The following is a 16,843-nucleotide window of genomic DNA, read 5'->3' as shown; positions in this document are numbered from 1 at the left end:
GGTTTCCTTTAAATTTTCTGAAAAGTATAATCCTTATTATAGTTTGAACTTTGTAAAATAAAAAGTTTACAATGTGTTGAAATTATATGTTATTTATAGATTATTTATTGTTATGACCGAGACGGAAAGGGTGTTCTTACAATTACGCCGGATACCTCCCACTTCCTCTGCATTCAGCTATTTTCAACACCAGGAAGAAATATGATATATTGACACCATCAATTGCCATTTGAAGGGATGATCAGCTGTGAAAAAAACCGCTCTCGACATCATTGAACATGCTGAAGAGCATCTCATTGAGAAGATTGCCGAAAATATGCATACGTTTGGAATGCCTTCAACTGTCGGACGTGTGCTCGGAATTATTTATATGAATCGAAAACCAATGACCTTAAGCGAGCTCTCTGAGGCAACTGGCATGAGCAAAACACGGATGAGCCAGGTTGTCCGGGAAATGATCGATGCCAATATCGCCGAAAAGGTGTTTGAAAAAGGCGTACGAAAAGACCTTTATGACGTCGAGCAGGATTATTATCAAACCTTCATTTCTTTATTCGCGGCGAATTGGACAAAGGTCGTGAGCAAAAACAAAGTGCTGTATAAAAAATTAAACCGGGAGCTGAGTGATCTTTTACAAAGGGACGGGCTTACCCCGGAAGCGGAAGAGAAAGTCAATCAGCTGCTGAATGAATTAAAAGAATGGCTTCATTACTATGATTGGCTAAGCAGGTTGATTGAATTTTTTGAGAGTGAGGAAGTCTTTCGGTATGTGCCGAAAACAAAAGAAAGCAGCTCTCTAAAATAAGAGAGCTGCTTTTTGCATCATGAGGTTAAGACCGGAAACATGCCTTTCAGCCCGGCACCAATCATCCCGACCGCAACCACGGCTAAGATTAATCCCATCAGTCTGGTAATCACATTCATCTCGGTTTTTCCGAGTTTGCTGCTGATAAAAGCAGAATAGTGGAAAAAGAGAAAGGTCAGGGCAATAACGGCGGCTATGCCGATCATGACAGCCGCATAATGACCAATGCCGCTATGACCGGCGGAAAGGCTCATCACTGTTGCAATCGTTCCGGGCCCAGCAATAATCGGAATGGATAAAGGTGTGACTGATATATCCGCTTTTTCCTTGCTTTCCTTATGTTCATCATGGTGAAGAGATTGCACGTGTGATTCTTTCGCATTCAATAGATTATAGGCAATGCCGAAAATGAATATGCCGCCCGCCACTCGGAGCGCGTGAATGTTGATATCAAACAGTTTAAAGATAAGATGGCCGAAAACCAAAAAAGCCGCGAGAATAAAAAAGGATAAAATAGCTGCCTTCCGGGCAATTGCTTTTCTTTCCGCTGCAGTATAGCCTTCTGTCAGCGTCAGAAATATCGGTACGTTTCCGATCGGATTCGATACTGCGAATAAAGAAATGAAGACGTGAACAATGAATGAGAACATCATATACCTCCTTGTTGATAGTCTCTGCACAGGAAATAGAATGATTCTCCACCCTTTTACCCGGAGGCGATTTCCCGGTAAACCTTTATAGCCTGTCAGAAACGCGCCATGCTACAATGAAGTGACAAATTGAATAGGAAGGACGTATACAGATGTTCAAAAAAATTGCGGCAGATGCCTTGGGCTTATCTGATATCGGAAAAATTATCGAACCTCAGGACTATGACAAAACAGACGCAGATGATTATGTCATGCATGAAGATAATGAGAAAATTTATTTCTTGATTAAAACAAAAGCAGACGAGTATTGCTTTACGAACCTGGCCCTGATCCATGTAGACGGCGAACGCGCCACTTCCTCGAAACGAACGTTGAAACGCTATCCTTATTCGCAATATAAAATCTCTGACGTTTTTCTTGAAACTGCCGGAAAAGTCGATTTGGATGTTGAAATAAAGTTTAAGCTGGGCGGAGAACAATTCGACATTGATGTCCACAAAGACCAGATTGAAAAGTTAAAAGACCTTTATAAAGCACTGCTTCGCATCGCTGAAACAACCTATGAAAATGACATTTTAATCAATCAAGCGGAGCAAAGCTTAGATAAAGCAGTGACGATTCTTCACCATACCCGCCCTGAGCACGTTAATATTGAAACGCAATACAAAGAGCTGACCGAATTCGGATTCACTTGGCTGACATCCGTTCGCTCGCAGTATCATATTAAGGATTTTGGGGATGTATTTGAGAAATATATTAATAACTAGATAAAAAAAGACACAGCTGCTATCGGGCTCGTGTCTTTTTTTGTATGAATATTGATTACTTTACAACTTTTTTCTTTTATAATAAAACTATTAGTCTATTTTCCCTATATTACAGATAAAGGAGTTATTTTATGTATTGTCCTCAATGCGGCCATCAAACAGATGGCGGAAATTTTTGTGAGAAATGCGGATCACCGCTCCCCGGTCAATCAGGCCACCAGCATGCAGCTCAAACTGGAGCCGCTGCAAAGCAAGCAGCAAAACAGTTCGGTTCATTTGTCTTATCCGTCCTGAAACGCCCTTATCAGGAATGTAAAGCAACAGGCGGAGAACAGCTGATCAGCGCAATCATTACGATGGTTCTTTTCAGTTTGCTGACCCCTTTGATGTTTTATATTCTTTTTTCAGACGGTCCCGGAAGCGTAAGCTTTACAGCAATCTTCTTAGAGCCAACCATTTATTTTATTTTATTTCTATTTGGCCTGCATGCATGCATCTTTTTCGCCCTGAAAATCGCGGGAAACCAAGTGTCTTTCAAGGATTCATTCTCAAGATTCGGAGCATTTCTTATTCCTTTTACGGCTATTTTGATTCTTGCCCTTTTCTTCTTTTTATTACATACAGACATTTGCTTTACTATATTAGCCATTGGTTTAATCGGTGCATTCTTCGCCATTCCTCCTGCGATGCTGAGCAGTTACCAGCATTCATATAAAGGGAAAATTGATGTCATTTACTCAACGATTGTGATTTATCTGATCATCTGCGTTACATTTCAGCTTATTATCGAACACTATGTCAAAGAAATTTTCCGTTATATGCTCTTTTAAAAACAATCCCATCACCTGCTGGTGATGGGATTGTTTTATTGAATAGACGTTAAGTAAATTCTTCCGTTCTTCACTACGCCGGTATAGGTCCAGTTATATGTTCTGAGCTTTGGACTGCCGCCTGATTTTGTGATTTCGAATTCTTCGTATGTTTTAATTGTAATATTCGAGCCGCTTTGGCTAAAGCTTTTGACCTCTACATCAATAAATACTTCAGTCGTCCCCTCGCTATACAATTTCTTAACTAGTTTCTGCTGATCAGCATATAATGTGCTTCCTTTTTCCAAATTACCTTCCATCACTGCAAATTCATTTAAACTCACAGCACTTGATTGATTTGTCAGATAATCAACCATAAATGATGTCACTTGCTCTTTTGTAAGTGTGTCGGAATTAACTTTGGCCTCATTTGATGACGCCCAAGCGGAGGTGTATATTTTAGGATTTTCATTTTTAAGAGTTTTTATATGGTCTCCTATGGAATCAGAAGTGGTCTCCGCACTCTCAAGCTTCCATTCTTTTTGTTTTTTATCATACGACAAATAATAACGATAAGCTGTATGTTCTTGTTTCATCTCAGGTTCTGTATAATCATCAAAATAAGCTGATTCGTGAAGTTCATTTCCGTTCACTGAAACAATCCATTGTCCCTTGTCACTTTGTGAAATAGCAAATGAATCAAGATCGTAATCTGTTTCTATATATTTATCCTTATAATACATATGATTGCTCTTCATCTCTGAAATTTGTTTTTTCGTTTGAGCTTTAACATCGGATACAGCTTTTGTCATCTGTTCGGTTTTCCCATTGGAAAAGGCAGCCGTGTATTGCTCAGTCGCCTTATTAATGGTTTCTATGATGTTTTCTTTTGTTTCTTTATCAGGAACTAATCTCATCTTCATGTCGCTACCTGTAATTGGCATTGCATCAGTCATTTGCTTTCCCCATGGAAAGTCAGTTTTCACAGTCGCCGTCATACTGCCATCAGTCAAAAGAGGGCCATATGTAAAAGTTTTGAACGGATCTTTATGAATTGATTTACCGTTAATCAGCAAATCTCCCTTCCCGCTCTTGATGTCATCCGCTAAGCTGAATGTCACATCGTCTGCTTCCAATGAGAGATCAACACGAAAGCTGCTATCGCCAACCGCCTGAATGTCTTCCTTTTTCACAAGATCGACGACATCGTTTTTCAGTTTGGCTGAGACTGTATATTCGCCGGGAATGTACGGACCAAGGGTTTGTGCTTGATCTGCTTTCTTTACAGATCCGGCTTCCTCTTTATTGACATATAGATCGGTATTTTTATAATTGCTGCTCACTTCAAAATAAACAGGTGCTACCTTTAAGTCATAATGGTCAAATACCAGCAGGCTTTTCCCGTCTTTTTCCGCATATACGATATCCTTCTGGGCTGTTTCATCCCGCAGCGATGCAAAAAGTTCATCTTTTTTGTCTGGATGATCCTTCAAATATGTAAGAAACGGTTTTACATTATTTTTAGTGAGTTTAAGATTGTCATTTACCGGTGTAAGTAGAGTCGCGATTTGGTCCTGATCCTCATCATTTACGGCCTGTTCAAACTTGTTAACTAACCTATCCTTTGAAGTAAAATACGCTCCGGTTTTATATGCGGCGAATAATATAACGCACGCCGCGGCAATGCTGCTCCATAAAATGATGGTTTTCTTAGGGATCGGTTTTCGCGAAACCTGCCTTGTTTCTGCAGTGCTAGCTGTTTCTTGATTCGCCTGTTTGCTGCCCCCTCCGATCGGGGTGCCGCATTGTTTACAAAACTTGGCTCCTTCATTATTTTTTTGACCGCATTCCTTACAAAACATGTGGCTTTCCTCCTGTTTGTTACCCGCTATATTTTGTGCTTATTTCCTATGTTACATATTTTATAATAGAATGGTAAGAAATTGGAGAAAATCATGAAAATATCTCTATAAACTATGAAAAGGTGGAATGATAATGCAACACCTCACCATTCAAAAAGCAACAAACTTTGATCAAGCGCTGTATGAGCTTCTGCTGCTCGCCGATCCGTCAAAAGAAATTGTTGATGACTACTTGGTCAGAGGAGAATGCTACACAGGTTATATATCAGGCGAATTAGCTGGTGTATACGTGATCATCACAACTAGGCCACAAACGGTAGAAATCGTTAACATCGCAGTAAAACAAACAATGCAAAAACAGGGCATTGGCAAGCTTCTTATCCTCGACGCCATTGAAAAAGCGAAACACATGGGAGCAAAGGTGATTGAAATAGGTACTGGAAATTCAAGCATCCATCAATTGTCTCTATATCAAAAATGCGGATTTCGCCTTCAAGCGATCGACCATGATTTTTTTATCAGACACTACGACGAGGAGATTTTTGAAAACGGCATTCAATGCCGTGATATGGTGAGGCTTTATTTGGATCTCTGAAAGCATAAAAAAAAGCCGCCGAGAAAATCCCGGCGGTCATTTTATTACTTGTTTAAGTTGTAGAAAGAGTTGATACCGTGGTATTGAGCAGTTTCAGCCAACTGATCTTCGATGCGAAGAAGCTGGTTGTATTTCGCAACACGGTCCGTACGAGACGGAGCACCTGTTTTGATTTGTCCTGCGTTTGTTGCCACAGCGATGTCAGCGATTGTGCTGTCTTCAGTTTCACCAGAACGGTGAGAGATAACGGCTGTGTAGCCTGCGCGTTTCGCCATTTCGATCGCATCGAATGTTTCAGTCAATGTACCGATTTGGTTTACTTTGATCAGGATAGAGTTGCCTACGCCGTTTTTAATACCTTCAGAAAGTTTTTTCGTGTTTGTAACGAAGAGGTCGTCACCAACAAGCTGAACTTTTTTACCAAGACGCTCAGTAAGAAGCTTGTGGCCTTCCCAGTCGTTTTCGTCAAGTCCGTCTTCGATAGAGATGATTGGGTATTTAGAAACAAGCTCTTCATACCAGTCAACCATTTCAGCAGATGTTTTCACAACGCCTTCGCCAGACAGATGGTATTTGCCGTCTTCTTTGTTGTAGAACTCAGAAGATGCAGCATCCATAGCAAGTTTAACTTCTTCGCCAGGTTTGAAGCCGGCTTTTTCGATTGCTTCAACGATTGTTTGAAGCGCTTCTTCGTTAGAACCAAGGTTTGGAGCGAATCCGCCTTCGTCACCTACAGCAGTGTTTAAGCCTTTTGCGCTTAATACTGATTTCAGGCTGTGGAAGATTTGAGCGCCCATGCGAAGTGCTTCACGGAAGTTAGGAGCACCTACAGGCATGATCATGAATTCTTGAATATCCACGTTGTTATCAGCATGCTCTCCGCCGTTTACGATGTTCATCATCGGTACAGGAAGCGTTTTTGAGTTGAATCCTCCAAGGTATTGGTAAAGAGGAATCTGTAAGAAATCAGCAGCAGCACGCGCACAAGCCATAGATACGCCAAGGATTGCGTTCGCACCAAGTTTGCCTTTGTTTTCAGTACCGTCAAGCTCGATTAAAAGCTGGTCGATTGCGTTTTGTTCAGTTACATCAAAGCCAAGAAGCTCTGGAGCAATGATTTCGTTTACGTTGTTAACAGCTGTTAACACGCCTTTTCCAAGGTAACGGTCTTTGTCGCCGTCACGAAGCTCAACCGCTTCGTATTCACCTGTAGAAGCTCCGCTTGGCACTAATGCGCGGCCGAAAGCTCCTGTTTCTGTATATACTTCAACTTCAACTGTTGGGTTGCCGCGGGAGTCTAATACTTCGCGTGCATAAACATCAACAATGTATGGCATGAGTTTTGTCTCTCCTTTTGATTTTCAAATTATTTTTGAATTAAAGATGTTCCTGTCATTTCTTTCGGTTTTTCAACACCAAGAAGGTCTAATAACGTTGGTGCAAGGTCGCCTAGGATTCCGCCTTCACGCAGCGTAATGCCTTCTTTCGTTACAATCACAGGGACTGGGTTTGTTGTATGCGCAGTGTGCGGTTCGCCTGATTCTGTAATCAGAATGTCAGCATTACCGTGATCAGCGGTAATGATAGCGTGTCCGCCTTTAGCAAGGATCGCGTCAACAACTTCGCCCAAGCATTCGTCCACTGCTTCAATTGCTTTAATTGTTGGTTCAACCATTCCGGAGTGGCCGACCATATCAGGGTTTGCGAAGTTAAGAATGATCGCGTCATGCTTGTCAGCTTCAATTTCTTTGACAAGCGCGTCTTTCACTTCATACGCACTCATCTCAGGCTTCAAGTCATACGTTGCAACTTTAGGCGAGTTGATGAGAATACGCTCTTCACCCGGGAATTCAGCTTCACGGCCGCCGCTCATAAAGAACGTGACGTGCGGATACTTTTCAGTTTCTGCAATTCGAAGCTGTTTTAACCCGTGCTGAGATAATACTTCTCCGACTGTGTTATCAAGATTTATCGGTTTAAACGCTACATAGCCGTCAACTGTTTCACTGAAGTGAGTCAGGCAGACGAAATACAGGTTCTTTGGATAATTCTCGCCGCGGTCGAAGTCACGGAAGTCTTTGTTTGTGAACGTGTTGGAAATCTGGATGGCGCGGTCCGGTCTGAAATTATAGAAAATCACAGAATCGCCGTCTTGGATTTTCGCAACAGGCTCACCGTTTTCTTTTGTGATGACAGATGGAATCACGAATTCATCGTAGATACCATTTGCATATGAATCATCAACAACATCCAGGGCGCTGCGGTAAGAAGGGCCTTCGCCGTACGCCATTGCGCGGTACGCTTTTTCTACACGGTCCCAGCGTTTGTCGCGGTCCATAGAGTAGTAACGTCCGGAAATGCTGGCGATTTCACCCACACCGATTTCCTTGATTTGATCGTTCAGCTGGTTGATGTACGTTTTCGCTGTCTGCGGACCTACATCACGGCCGTCAAGGAAGCCATGGATATAAACCTTTGTCAGCCCTTCTTTTTTCGCAAGCTTTAACAGTGCGAATAAATGATTGATATGGCTGTGCACGCCTCCGTCAGATAAAAGACCGAACAGGTGCAAGGCTTTGTTGTTTTCTTTCGCGTTGCTGATTGCGTCAAGGAATGTTTGATTGCGTTCGAACTCTCCTTCACGAATGGCAACATTTACGCGTGTTAAGCTTTGGTACACAATACGTCCCGCACCGATATTTAAGTGACCTACTTCGGAGTTCCCCATTTGCCCTTCAGGAAGACCTACAGCCTCGCCTGAAGCAGTCAATGTTTGATGAGGATACTGGTTCCAATAGCGGTCAAAATTCGGTTTTTTCGCTAAAGCGACTGCGTTCCCTACTGTTTCGTTACGTAATCCGAACCCATCAAGAATGATGAGTGCAGCTGGTTTTTTACTCATATTGACCTTCCTCCAATAATTGAACGAATGACTGTGGCTCAAGGCTCGCGCCGCCGACCAAAGCACCGTCAATATCGGACTCTGCCATATATTCTTTAATGTTTGCAGGCTTTACGCTTCCGCCATATTGGATGCGAAGCTTGTCTGCAGCTTCTTGGCTGAAGCTTTCAGCGACGGTTTTACGGATATGCGCACACACGTCATTCGCATCTTTCGCTGTAGAAGATTTGCCTGTTCCGATTGCCCAGATTGGCTCATACGCAATAACAGAAGCAGCAACTTGTTCTTCAGAAAGACCAGCAAGGCCTTTTTTCACTTGGTCAGCAACAAGATCATTTGTTTTGCCGGCTTCACGCTCTTCAAGCGTTTCACCTACACAGATGATCGGCACAATGCCGTGTTTGAAAGCTGCGTGTGCTTTTTTGTTAACTGTTTCATCAGTTTCAGCGAACATTTCACGGCGCTCAGAGTGGCCGATGACGCAGTAGTCAACGCCAAGATCTTTCAGAGCAACCGGGCTGATTTCGCCTGTGAACGCGCCGCTTTCTTCGAAGTGCATGTTTTGAGCGCCGACTTTTAGGTCAGTGCCTTTCACAGCAGAAGCAAGCTTTTCTAAGAAAAGCGCTGGCGCGCAAACAACAGCTTCAGCTTTGTCTGCTGCTGGAATGGAAGATTTCACTTCTTCAACGAAGCTGACAGCTTCGCCGAGTGTTTTGTTCATTTTCCAGTTACCGGCGATAATTGGTTTTCTCATCTGTTCCACTTCCTTATAGCAGTTTTGAGATTATTTATCGTTCAGTGCAGCTACCCCTGGAAGCTCTTTGCCTTCCATAAACTCAAGGGATGCGCCGCCGCCTGTTGAGATGTGGCTCATTTTGTCAGCAAGGCCGAATTTTTCAACCGCTGCCGCAGAGTCTCCTCCGCCGATGACAGAGTATGTATCTTTCGCCTCTGCCAATGCTTCCGCAACCGCTTTTGTTCCTTGAGCGAACAAGTCGATTTCGAATACACCCATTGGTCCGTTCCACACGACAAGTTTGCTGTTTTTGATGACGTCAGCATACGTTTCGCGTGTTTTCGTACCAATGTCGATTGCTTCTAAATCACTAGGGATTTCAGAGATCGGCACAATTTTCACGTTTGCATCGTTAGAGAAATCATCTGCAACGAGTACATCTTCAGGCATGTAGAAGTTAACGCCTTTTTCTTTAGCGCGGTCCATAAATGATTTCGCAAGCTCGATTTTATCCTCTTCAAGAAGAGATTTACCGACTTCATAGCCAAGCGCTTTTACGAAAGTATAAGCAAGACCTCCGCCGATGATCAGGTTGTCTACTTTATCAAGAAGACTTTCGATTACACCGATTTTGTCTTTTACTTTCGCTCCGCCGATGATCGCTGTGAATGGGCGGTCAGGATTGGAAACCGCTTTTCCAAGTACATCAAGCTCTTTTTCCATTAAGAAACCTGCAACTGCTGGCAGATGCTCGGCAATTCCAGCTGTAGATGCGTGAGCACGGTGGGCAGCACCGAATGCGTCATTTACATATACATCTGCAAGCTCAGCAAATGCTTTTGCAAGCTCAGGGTCATTTTTCTCTTCACCAGGATAGAAACGTACGTTTTCCAATACAAGAACGTCTCCGTCCTTCATCTCGGAAATTTGTGCTTTTACAGCATCGCCGTATGCTTCATCCGCTTTTTTCACTTCTTTGCCAAGCAGTTCGCCGAGACGTGCAGCGACAGGAGTTAAACGAAGCTCCTCAACCACTTCGCCTTTCGGGCGGCCTAAGTGGCTCGCAAGAAGGACTTTTGCGCCTTGGTCTGCAAGGTGTTTGATTGTTGGAAGCGCAGCACGGATACGTGTATCGTCTGTTACTTCCCCGTCTTTCATTGGAACGTTAAAGTCAACGCGGCAGAATACAACTTTGCCTTTTACGTCGATGTCTTTGAGAGTTTTTTTATTCATGCCTAGGAGATCCTCCTTCAAAATGGTTTGCATACAGCACGAAAAACGTGAAACCGTCTGTTCAAGCGATAACTCCGCTAGGGCAGATCGCAGTCTTTTTCGGCACAGGGCAGTTCGTCTAAAAGCCAGGGCAGCGGCCTTAGGCGAAAGCACCGGCAAAGCTGCTTAAAACGCGGTCGTTTCTCTATCACAGAGCGTTTTCTGAAAGCCGGTCTTCATGGAAAAAGGGAAAGGGAGTCCGTCCCCTTCCCTTGTCCGCTTTCATTATAGCGCTTCTATTCGAAAGAACCAAGTCAGGTCCTTTTTCAGCTATAAATTAAAGACCTTTTTTTGCGATGTAAGCTGCAAGGTCAACAACGCGGTTAGAGTAGCCGCTTTCGTTATCGTACCAAGAGATTACTTTTACCATGCTGCCTTCCATAACCATTGTAGAAAGAGCATCGATTGTAGAAGAGTTTTTGTTTCCGTTGTAGTCGCCAGAAACTAATGGCTCTTCGCTGTAGCCAAGGATTCCTTTAAGGTCGCCTTCAGCCGCTTCTTTAAGAGCTGCGTTTACTTCTTCAGCTGTTACTTCTTGGTTCAGTTCAGCAACCAAGTCAACTAGAGAAACGTTTGGAGTTGGAACACGCATTGCTCCACCGTTCAGTTTGCCTTTTAGTTCAGGAAGAACTAGAGAAACTGCTTTAGCAGCACCAGTTGATGTTGGGATGATGTTTTCAGCTGCTGCACGCGCACGACGGTAGTCTTTGTGCGGAAGATCAAGGATTTGCTGATCGTTTGTGTAAGAGTGAACAGTTGTCATCATACCGCGTTTGATGCCGAATTTATCGTTAAGTACTTTTGCAAACGGCGCAAGGCAGTTTGTTGTGCAAGATGCGTTAGAGATAACATCGTGGTTAGCCGCATCGTATTTATCTTCGTTAACACCCATAACGATTGTGATATCTTCTTCGTTAGCAGGAGCAGAGATGATTACTTTTTTCGCGCCAGCTTCTAAGTGTTTCGCAGCGTCTGCGCGTTTTGTGAAGAAACCAGTAGATTCAACTACGATTTCAACGCCTTGTTTGCCCCAGCTAAGTTTAGCAGGATCGCGTTCTGCAGAAACTTCAATTGTTTTGCCGTTAACAACAAGGTTGTTACCGTCAACTGAAACTTCAGCGTCTAATTTTCCGTGTACAGAATCATATTGTAAAAGGTGAGCCAGCATGTTAGCATCTGTTAAATCGTTAACCGCTACTACCTCAACTTCAGGATTGTTTAATGCTGCGCGGAATACGTTACGTCCAATACGACCAAAACCGTTAATACCGACTTTTACTGCCATGATTGTTTCCTCCTTTAAATAAGTGAGAGATATTTATATTGAGGGATTATTCATCCCTTAATAACTTCTTAGCGGCTCCTTCGTCTGTGACGAGAACCGTGTTGCGTGGCTTTTTAAAGTAAGCCTCGATCGCTTCGGCTTTTGATGATCCGCCCGCTACCGCAATAATATCGGGAATGGCGTCTATGTCATCCAGCTGCATTCCGACAGAATGCACTTTGTGAACCACTTCGCCGTCCGCGTTAAAATAGTAGCCGAACGCTTCTGTCACCGCGTCGTTATCATCTATTTTCTTTAAGTCTTCTAAAGGCGTGTTTCTGCGCTGAGCCATAGTTTTAGCTTCGCCGATTCCATGAACCAGCATACTCGCTGATTTAATGGTGTTCAGCACCTCTTTGACAGAAGGCTCTTCAATAATAGATGAATAGGCGCCTTGTGACAGCTGTCCCGGAACAAACAAAAGCCGGTAAGTGCCTGAAGCCTTCTCCGCCATATGCGCGCATATGGTGTTCGCCTGGTTTTTCACGTCTTCGCCTAAACCGCCTCTTGCAGGCACAAACAAAAGCTCGCGGTTTTTAGAATCCGGCGTCATCATTTCGGCGACAGCTTCAATTGTCGTACCGCCAGTTACAGCGACGATATTTTTGCCTGAAAATCTTTTTTTCATACATGCGACAGCCGCTCTTCCCATTTCTTTTTTGACCCATGGGGATTGATCGCTGTCTCCGGATACGATAATGGCATCCTTCAGATTTAAACGTTCTTTTAATGTCTTTTCCAAAAGAGTCAAACCTAAAACATCTTTCATCGTATCTTCCAAAACAGAAAGCAGTTCATAGCCCTCTTCTGTCAATGTCATGCCGTTTGTCTTAATATCGACCAGGTTCTGTTCCTTTAAAAACTGAACCTCGCCCCTCAGCACACGCTCGCTGATTTCGAGACTGGCAGACAGGCTTCTTCGCCCGATGGGTTCTGTCAGCCTGATATACTGCAAGATTTCAAACCTCTTTTGCATAACGAGCAGAAGATCAGGCAATAATTTTTTTTGAGCTTGTATTAACTGGTTCATGACTCAAACGTTCCTTCCTTTTTTGCTGGACATTATATGTCCCGCTATGACAAAAAACGTCCCGTCATAGCCAAAAAAAATCATTTCTGCTTTCTTTAATTATTTTAACAGGGTGGAATTGTTTATTCAACTGTTAAGAGCCAATTCATCGACAATATTCGCAGAGTTTTCATGCCGCGTCGTTTTATCCAGCAATATTTTATCCTATATATCTTTATCTTATACAGAAAGCGCCAAATGGTGCATCCCAATATAAACAGCCCTTCCCGTAGAAAGGGCTGTTTCATTAAAGCGTTTTCATTTTATCCAAAGCTTTTCAATTTCCTCAAGCGATTTGTTCTTCGTTTCCGGACAGATCGTAACGACAAACAGGAAACAAAGGATGTTAATCACCGCAAAGATCCAAAATGTATAGGCGAGCCCGAAAGAATCGATCATCATTGGCACAAACTGTCCGATCGCCCAGTTTGCTCCCCATAAAAAGATGGTCGCAATGCCCGCGGCCCGCGCACGCAGATGGTTCGGGAAGATTTCAGAAATCATAATCCATGTGATCGGTCCGACCGAGACACAGAAAGCAGCGACAAAACCTAATATAAGGACGATCATCATGATCCCGCTTGTTAACTCAAAGTAAAACGACGTCCCGATTAAAATCATAAAAATAGCCATAAAAGCAGAACCGATGGACATCAGTTTTTTTCGTCCGACTTTATCAATCAGCAACACCGCAATAACGGTAAAGATGACTTCTACAACCCCGACGATACAAGTTGTCACAAATCCGGCATTTTGCCCGAATCCCATCATTTTAAAGATTTCCGGCCCGTAGTAAGTAATGGCGTTCATGCCGATGACTTGGTTAAAGAGCGCCAGCAGGATTCCAATGACAAGCGCCTTTCTGAGACCCGGCTTAAACAGCTGGGAGAGCGACCCCATTTGTTCTATTTTTAATGAGTTCTCAATGTTCTTTAATTCTTCTTTTGCAACAGTTTCTCCATTAATACGTGTCAGGATCTTTAAAGCTTCATTTGATTTGCCCGCTTTCGCCAGCCATCTCGGACTTTCCGGGACGACGAGAAGGACAAGGAAAAAGATGACGGACGGCACCATTCCATAAGCAAGCATCCATCTCCAGCCGGTGTGCACGCCCCATTCGTATGTTCCGGACCGCTGCACAGCTAGATTAATAAAGTATGTTGCAGAAATACCCAGTATCGTAAAGAGCTGATATAACGAAGATAAACTTCCGCGTATGGCGGGCGGTGCCGCTTCTGTAATATACGTAACAGAGAGCGATGAGCCCATCCCGATTCCCAGCCCCCCGATAATCCTTGCAATGATTAAGGTGGACACGTCTTGAGAAAGCGCTGAAACGATTGCTGATATCGCAAATAACAAAGCGGCTGTCATTAAAATTTTTCTCCGGCCGAATCTGTCACTTAAAAATCCGGATATCCCGACGCCCACAACTCCTCCAATCATAATGCTTGAAATGACAAGTCCCTCCATAAACGGACTCAGGCTGTATAAATCTTTCAGAAAACCGATAGCGCCAGAAATCACTGCCGTGTCATAGCCATACAATAAGCCGCCAAGCCCCGCCGCACATGAGATCAAAATGACAAATCCCATTGAATGGCTTCTTGTTACAGGAACATTTGGTTCTAATTGTGTTGGAGTATTCTTCATTTCCCTGCCCTCCCGAATGTTGAGTAAAGCGTTTACATTATACTTTTCAATTGTACGTACTTATATTAAAATTTAACGAAAATTACATTTAATTAGTACGTACAAATATAGAATAATCTTGTTTGCATTTTCTGTCAATGTTTTCTTACAAAGAACGCTGTGATATACTGAAATTTGTCCGTATACATTTTGGAGGAATGGATATGTTACCAAAATACGCGCAAGTAAAAGAAGAAATCAGTTCTTGGATTAATCAAGGCAAAATACTGCCCGATCAAAAAATCCCTACCGAAAACGAATTAATGCAGCAATTCGGCGTCAGCCGGCATACCATCCGCAAAGCGATCGGAGACCTCGTATCACAAGGTCTGCTGTACAGCGTGCAAGGCGGAGGCACCTTTGTCGCTTCACGCTCTGCTAAGTCAGCGCTGCATTCCAATAAAACGATCGGTGTTTTGACAACTTACATATCAGACTATATTTTCCCGAGCATCATCAGAGGAATCGAGTCCTATTTAAGCGAGCAGGGGTATTCTATGCTTTTGACAAGCACAAACAACAACCCGGACAATGAAAGAAGAGGCTTAGAAAACCTGCTGTCCCAGCATATTGACGGACTCATCGTAGAACCGACAAAAAGCGCCCTTCAAACCCCAAACATCGGCTATTATCTGAACTTGGAGAAAAACGGCATTCCTTTTGCGATGATTAACGCGTCATATGCCGAGCTTGCCGCGCCAAGTTTTACCTTGGATGATGTGAAAGGCGGGATGATGGCGGCGGAGCATTTGCTTTCTCTCGGCCACACGCATATGATGGGTATTTTTAAAGCTGATGACACACAAGGCGTGAAACGGATGAACGGATTTATACAGGCGCACCGGGAGCGTGAGTTGTTTCCTTCTCCGGATATGATCGTGACATTTACAACGGAAGAAAAAGAATCAAAACTTCTGGAGAAAGTAAAAGCCACACTGGAGAAAAACAGCAAGCACATGCCGACAGCCATTCTTTGTTATAACGATGAAATTGCGCTGAAGGTGATTGATATGCTGAGGGAGATGGATCTTAAAGTGCCGGAAGATATGTCTATCGTCGGGTATGATGATTCACATTTCGCCCAAATCTCAGAAGTGAAACTAACCTCTGTCAAACATCCGAAATCAGTGCTTGGAAAAGCAGCCGCCAAATATGTCATTGACTGCTTAGAGCATAAAAAGCCGAAGCAAGAGGATGTCATATTTGAGCCTGAGTTGATCATTCGCCAGTCCGCACGAAAACTGAATGAATAAAAAAAGCAATGTATGGGTCTCCCCGCTACATTGCTTTTTTTTATAGCTGTTATCTGTTTTTCCAAACGTCAGCGATGATTTCAAACGAACGCATTCTGTCTGCGTGTTCAAAGGTTTCTGAGTTAACCATAATTTCGTCAGCCTGTGTCGTTTTGACGAAATCTTCAAGCTTCGCCTTCACTTCTTCCGGACCTCCGACAATCGTGGAGCTCAGCTGCTCATTGACCATCGCTTTTTCATACGGGCTCCAGATTTGATCCATATCCTCAACAGGCGGTTTAAGCTGGTTCGGCGTACCGCGGACAAGATCAAGAAACCTTTGATAATGCGAAGTCGCAAGGTGCTGCGCTTTCTCGTTTGTATCTGCCGCGATAATGGTGACACCGACCATCGCATACGGTTCGTCGAGCACGTCTGACGGCGTGAAAGAATTGCGGTAAAGCTCCAATGCAGGAACCGTATTCGCCGGTGAGAAATGAGCGGCAAAGGCAAACGGAAGACCTAGTTCACCAGCCAGACGGGCGCTGAAGCCGCTTGAGCCCAGCAGCCAAATCGGCACATCTATGCCCTCTCCGGGAATGGCGCGAACTTGATTGCGCACATTTCCTGACGGTTTAAAATAATTGCGCAGTTCCTCTAATTGTTCTGGAAAATCCTCCCCGCTGTTGATGTTTCTGCGGAGCGCTCTGGCTGTCAATTGGTCTGTTCCCGGCGCACGTCCAAGCCCCAGATCAATCCGCCCGGGATACAGTGTTTCCAGTGTGCCGAATTGTTCAGCAATGACTAATGAAGAGTGGTTCGGGAGCATAATGCCGCCGGAACCGACGCGGATTTTCTTCGTGCCTCCGGCAATATGGCCAATCAAAACTGCAGTGGCGGAGCTTGCAACACCTTCTATATTATGATGTTCAGCAAGCCAGTAACGGTGATAGCCCCATTCCTCTGCCCGGCGCGCCAAGTCCATGCTGTTTCGGAATGATTCTGCAATCGTTCCTCCCTGAACAACCGGAGATAAATTCAAGACAGAAAGCAAGGTATCTTTGCGTTGGTTGTTAGACATATTGTTCTCCTTTGCAAATGTGTTATCAGTAAACAGCCCAAAGCTGT

15 protein-coding genes are annotated in these 16,843 nt (G+C 43.7%); 5 read left to right on the top strand and 10 right to left on the bottom strand.

The window, feature by feature from the left end; translation table 11 throughout:
* Positions 1-247 precede the first annotated feature (247 nt).
* Complete coding sequence (gene opcR / locus M1D94_RS03835; protein WP_003228345.1) at positions 248-805, top strand: opuC operon transcriptional regulator OpcR; 558 nt, start codon at positions 248-250, stop codon at positions 803-805.
* Between the two features lie 17 nt (positions 806-822).
* Here the strand turns inward: opcR and M1D94_RS03830 are convergent, their stop codons facing one another.
* A complete protein-coding gene (locus M1D94_RS03830) occupies positions 823-1,458 on the bottom strand; it encodes an NAAT family transporter (protein WP_010886614.1) in 636 nt (211 codons plus the stop codon).
* A 149-nt stretch (positions 1,459-1,607) separates the two neighbouring features.
* Between M1D94_RS03830 and M1D94_RS03825 the strand changes: the two genes are divergently transcribed.
* Positions 1,608-2,222, top strand: coding sequence for a PH domain-containing protein (locus tag M1D94_RS03825; protein WP_003243118.1), 615 nt, complete (start codon positions 1,608-1,610; stop codon positions 2,220-2,222).
* Between the two features lie 131 nt (positions 2,223-2,353).
* Complete coding sequence (locus M1D94_RS03820; RefSeq protein ID WP_185183964.1) at positions 2,354-3,052, top strand: zinc ribbon domain-containing protein; 699 nt, start codon at positions 2,354-2,356, stop codon at positions 3,050-3,052.
* A gap of 35 nt (positions 3,053-3,087) precedes the next feature.
* Here M1D94_RS03820 and M1D94_RS03815 read toward each other — a convergent pair whose 3' ends face one another.
* Positions 3,088-4,893, bottom strand: a complete 1,806-nt coding sequence (locus M1D94_RS03815; RefSeq protein ID WP_456270427.1) for a zinc ribbon domain-containing protein — start codon at positions 4,891-4,893, stop codon at positions 3,088-3,090.
* A 127-nt stretch (positions 4,894-5,020) separates the two neighbouring features.
* On the opposite strand from M1D94_RS03815, the gene M1D94_RS03810 reads away from it, so the two are divergent.
* Positions 5,021-5,488 carry a GNAT family N-acetyltransferase gene (locus M1D94_RS03810; RefSeq protein ID WP_076457576.1) on the top strand — a complete coding sequence of 156 codons (468 nt, stop codon included), beginning with the start codon at positions 5,021-5,023 and terminating at the stop codon, positions 5,486-5,488.
* Between the two features lie 44 nt (positions 5,489-5,532).
* Here the strand turns inward: M1D94_RS03810 and eno are convergent, their stop codons facing one another.
* From eno to araE, 7 genes are all read right to left on the bottom strand, one after another.
* Positions 5,533-6,825 carry a phosphopyruvate hydratase gene (eno, locus tag M1D94_RS03805; RefSeq protein WP_003228333.1) on the bottom strand — a complete coding sequence of 431 codons (1,293 nt, stop codon included), beginning with the start codon at positions 6,823-6,825 and terminating at the stop codon, positions 5,533-5,535.
* A gap of 29 nt (positions 6,826-6,854) precedes the next feature.
* Complete coding sequence (gene gpmI / locus M1D94_RS03800) at positions 6,855-8,390, bottom strand: 2,3-bisphosphoglycerate-independent phosphoglycerate mutase (protein ID WP_003228330.1); 1,536 nt, start codon at positions 8,388-8,390, stop codon at positions 6,855-6,857.
* Complete coding sequence (gene tpiA / locus M1D94_RS03795; RefSeq protein ID WP_003243394.1) at positions 8,383-9,144, bottom strand: triose-phosphate isomerase; 762 nt, start codon at positions 9,142-9,144, stop codon at positions 8,383-8,385. Before tpiA ends, gpmI begins: the two co-directional genes overlap by 8 nt.
* A 30-nt stretch (positions 9,145-9,174) precedes the next feature.
* A complete protein-coding gene (locus tag M1D94_RS03790) occupies positions 9,175-10,359 on the bottom strand; it encodes a phosphoglycerate kinase (RefSeq protein WP_003243051.1) in 1,185 nt (394 codons plus the stop codon).
* 316 nt (positions 10,360-10,675) lie between these two features.
* A complete protein-coding gene (gene gap / locus M1D94_RS03785; RefSeq protein ID WP_003219957.1) occupies positions 10,676-11,683 on the bottom strand; it encodes a type I glyceraldehyde-3-phosphate dehydrogenase in 1,008 nt (335 codons plus the stop codon).
* A gap of 46 nt (positions 11,684-11,729) precedes the next feature.
* Complete coding sequence (gene cggR, locus M1D94_RS03780) at positions 11,730-12,752, bottom strand: gapA transcriptional regulator CggR (RefSeq protein ID WP_017695173.1); 1,023 nt, start codon at positions 12,750-12,752, stop codon at positions 11,730-11,732.
* A 297-nt stretch (positions 12,753-13,049) separates the two neighbouring features.
* On the bottom strand, positions 13,050-14,444 hold the full coding sequence (araE, locus tag M1D94_RS03775) for an arabinose-proton symporter AraE (RefSeq protein WP_446014650.1): 1,395 nt from the start codon (positions 14,442-14,444) through the stop codon (positions 13,050-13,052).
* A 203-nt stretch (positions 14,445-14,647) separates the two neighbouring features.
* Here araE and araR point away from each other — a divergent pair, with 203 nt between their 5' ends.
* Complete coding sequence (araR, locus tag M1D94_RS03770) at positions 14,648-15,736, top strand: arabinose utilization transcriptional regulator AraR (protein ID WP_003243070.1); 1,089 nt, start codon at positions 14,648-14,650, stop codon at positions 15,734-15,736.
* Between the two features lie 49 nt (positions 15,737-15,785).
* Here the strand turns inward: araR and M1D94_RS03765 are convergent, their stop codons facing one another.
* Positions 15,786-16,796 (bottom strand): LLM class flavin-dependent oxidoreductase, encoded by a 1,011-nt coding sequence (locus M1D94_RS03765; RefSeq protein WP_003228318.1) that lies wholly within the window; start codon positions 16,794-16,796, stop codon positions 15,786-15,788.
* Positions 16,797-16,843 lie beyond the last annotated feature (47 nt).

It is taken from the genome of Bacillus sp. JZ109, from assembly GCF_053903135.1.
Note: the sequence above shows the minus strand (reverse complement) of the source record. Positions and strands in the feature narration are given on the sequence as shown.

What these genes read in the sequence shown, in the direction of transcription:
- araR (WP_003243070.1), top strand. Translation starts at nt 14,648, where the DNA reads ATGTTACCAAAATACGCGCAAGTAAAAGAAGAAATCAGTTCTTGGATT.
- gpmI (WP_003228330.1), bottom strand. Translation starts at nt 8,390, where the DNA reads ATGAGTAAAAAACCAGCTGCACTCATCATTCTTGATGGGTTCGGATTA.
- M1D94_RS03815 (WP_456270427.1), bottom strand. Translation starts at nt 4,893, where the DNA reads ATGTTTTGTAAGGAATGCGGTCAAAAAAATAATGAAGGAGCCAAGTTT.
- cggR (WP_017695173.1), bottom strand. Translation starts at nt 12,752, where the DNA reads ATGAACCAGTTAATACAAGCTCAAAAAAAATTATTGCCTGATCTTCTG.
- M1D94_RS03830 (WP_010886614.1), bottom strand. Translation starts at nt 1,458, where the DNA reads ATGATGTTCTCATTCATTGTTCACGTCTTCATTTCTTTATTCGCAGTA.
- M1D94_RS03825 (WP_003243118.1), top strand. Translation starts at nt 1,608, where the DNA reads ATGTTCAAAAAAATTGCGGCAGATGCCTTGGGCTTATCTGATATCGGA.
- M1D94_RS03820 (WP_185183964.1), top strand. Translation starts at nt 2,354, where the DNA reads ATGTATTGTCCTCAATGCGGCCATCAAACAGATGGCGGAAATTTTTGT.
- tpiA (WP_003243394.1), bottom strand. Translation starts at nt 9,144, where the DNA reads ATGAGAAAACCAATTATCGCCGGTAACTGGAAAATGAACAAAACACTC.
- M1D94_RS03810 (WP_076457576.1), top strand. Translation starts at nt 5,021, where the DNA reads ATGATAATGCAACACCTCACCATTCAAAAAGCAACAAACTTTGATCAA.
- eno (WP_003228333.1), bottom strand. Translation starts at nt 6,825, where the DNA reads ATGCCATACATTGTTGATGTTTATGCACGCGAAGTATTAGACTCCCGC.
- gap (WP_003219957.1), bottom strand. Translation starts at nt 11,683, where the DNA reads ATGGCAGTAAAAGTCGGTATTAACGGTTTTGGTCGTATTGGACGTAAC.
- araE (WP_446014650.1), bottom strand. Translation starts at nt 14,444, where the DNA reads ATGAAGAATACTCCAACACAATTAGAACCAAATGTTCCTGTAACAAGA.
- M1D94_RS03790 (WP_003243051.1), bottom strand. Translation starts at nt 10,359, where the DNA reads ATGAATAAAAAAACTCTCAAAGACATCGACGTAAAAGGCAAAGTTGTA.
- M1D94_RS03765 (WP_003228318.1), bottom strand. Translation starts at nt 16,796, where the DNA reads ATGTCTAACAACCAACGCAAAGATACCTTGCTTTCTGTCTTGAATTTA.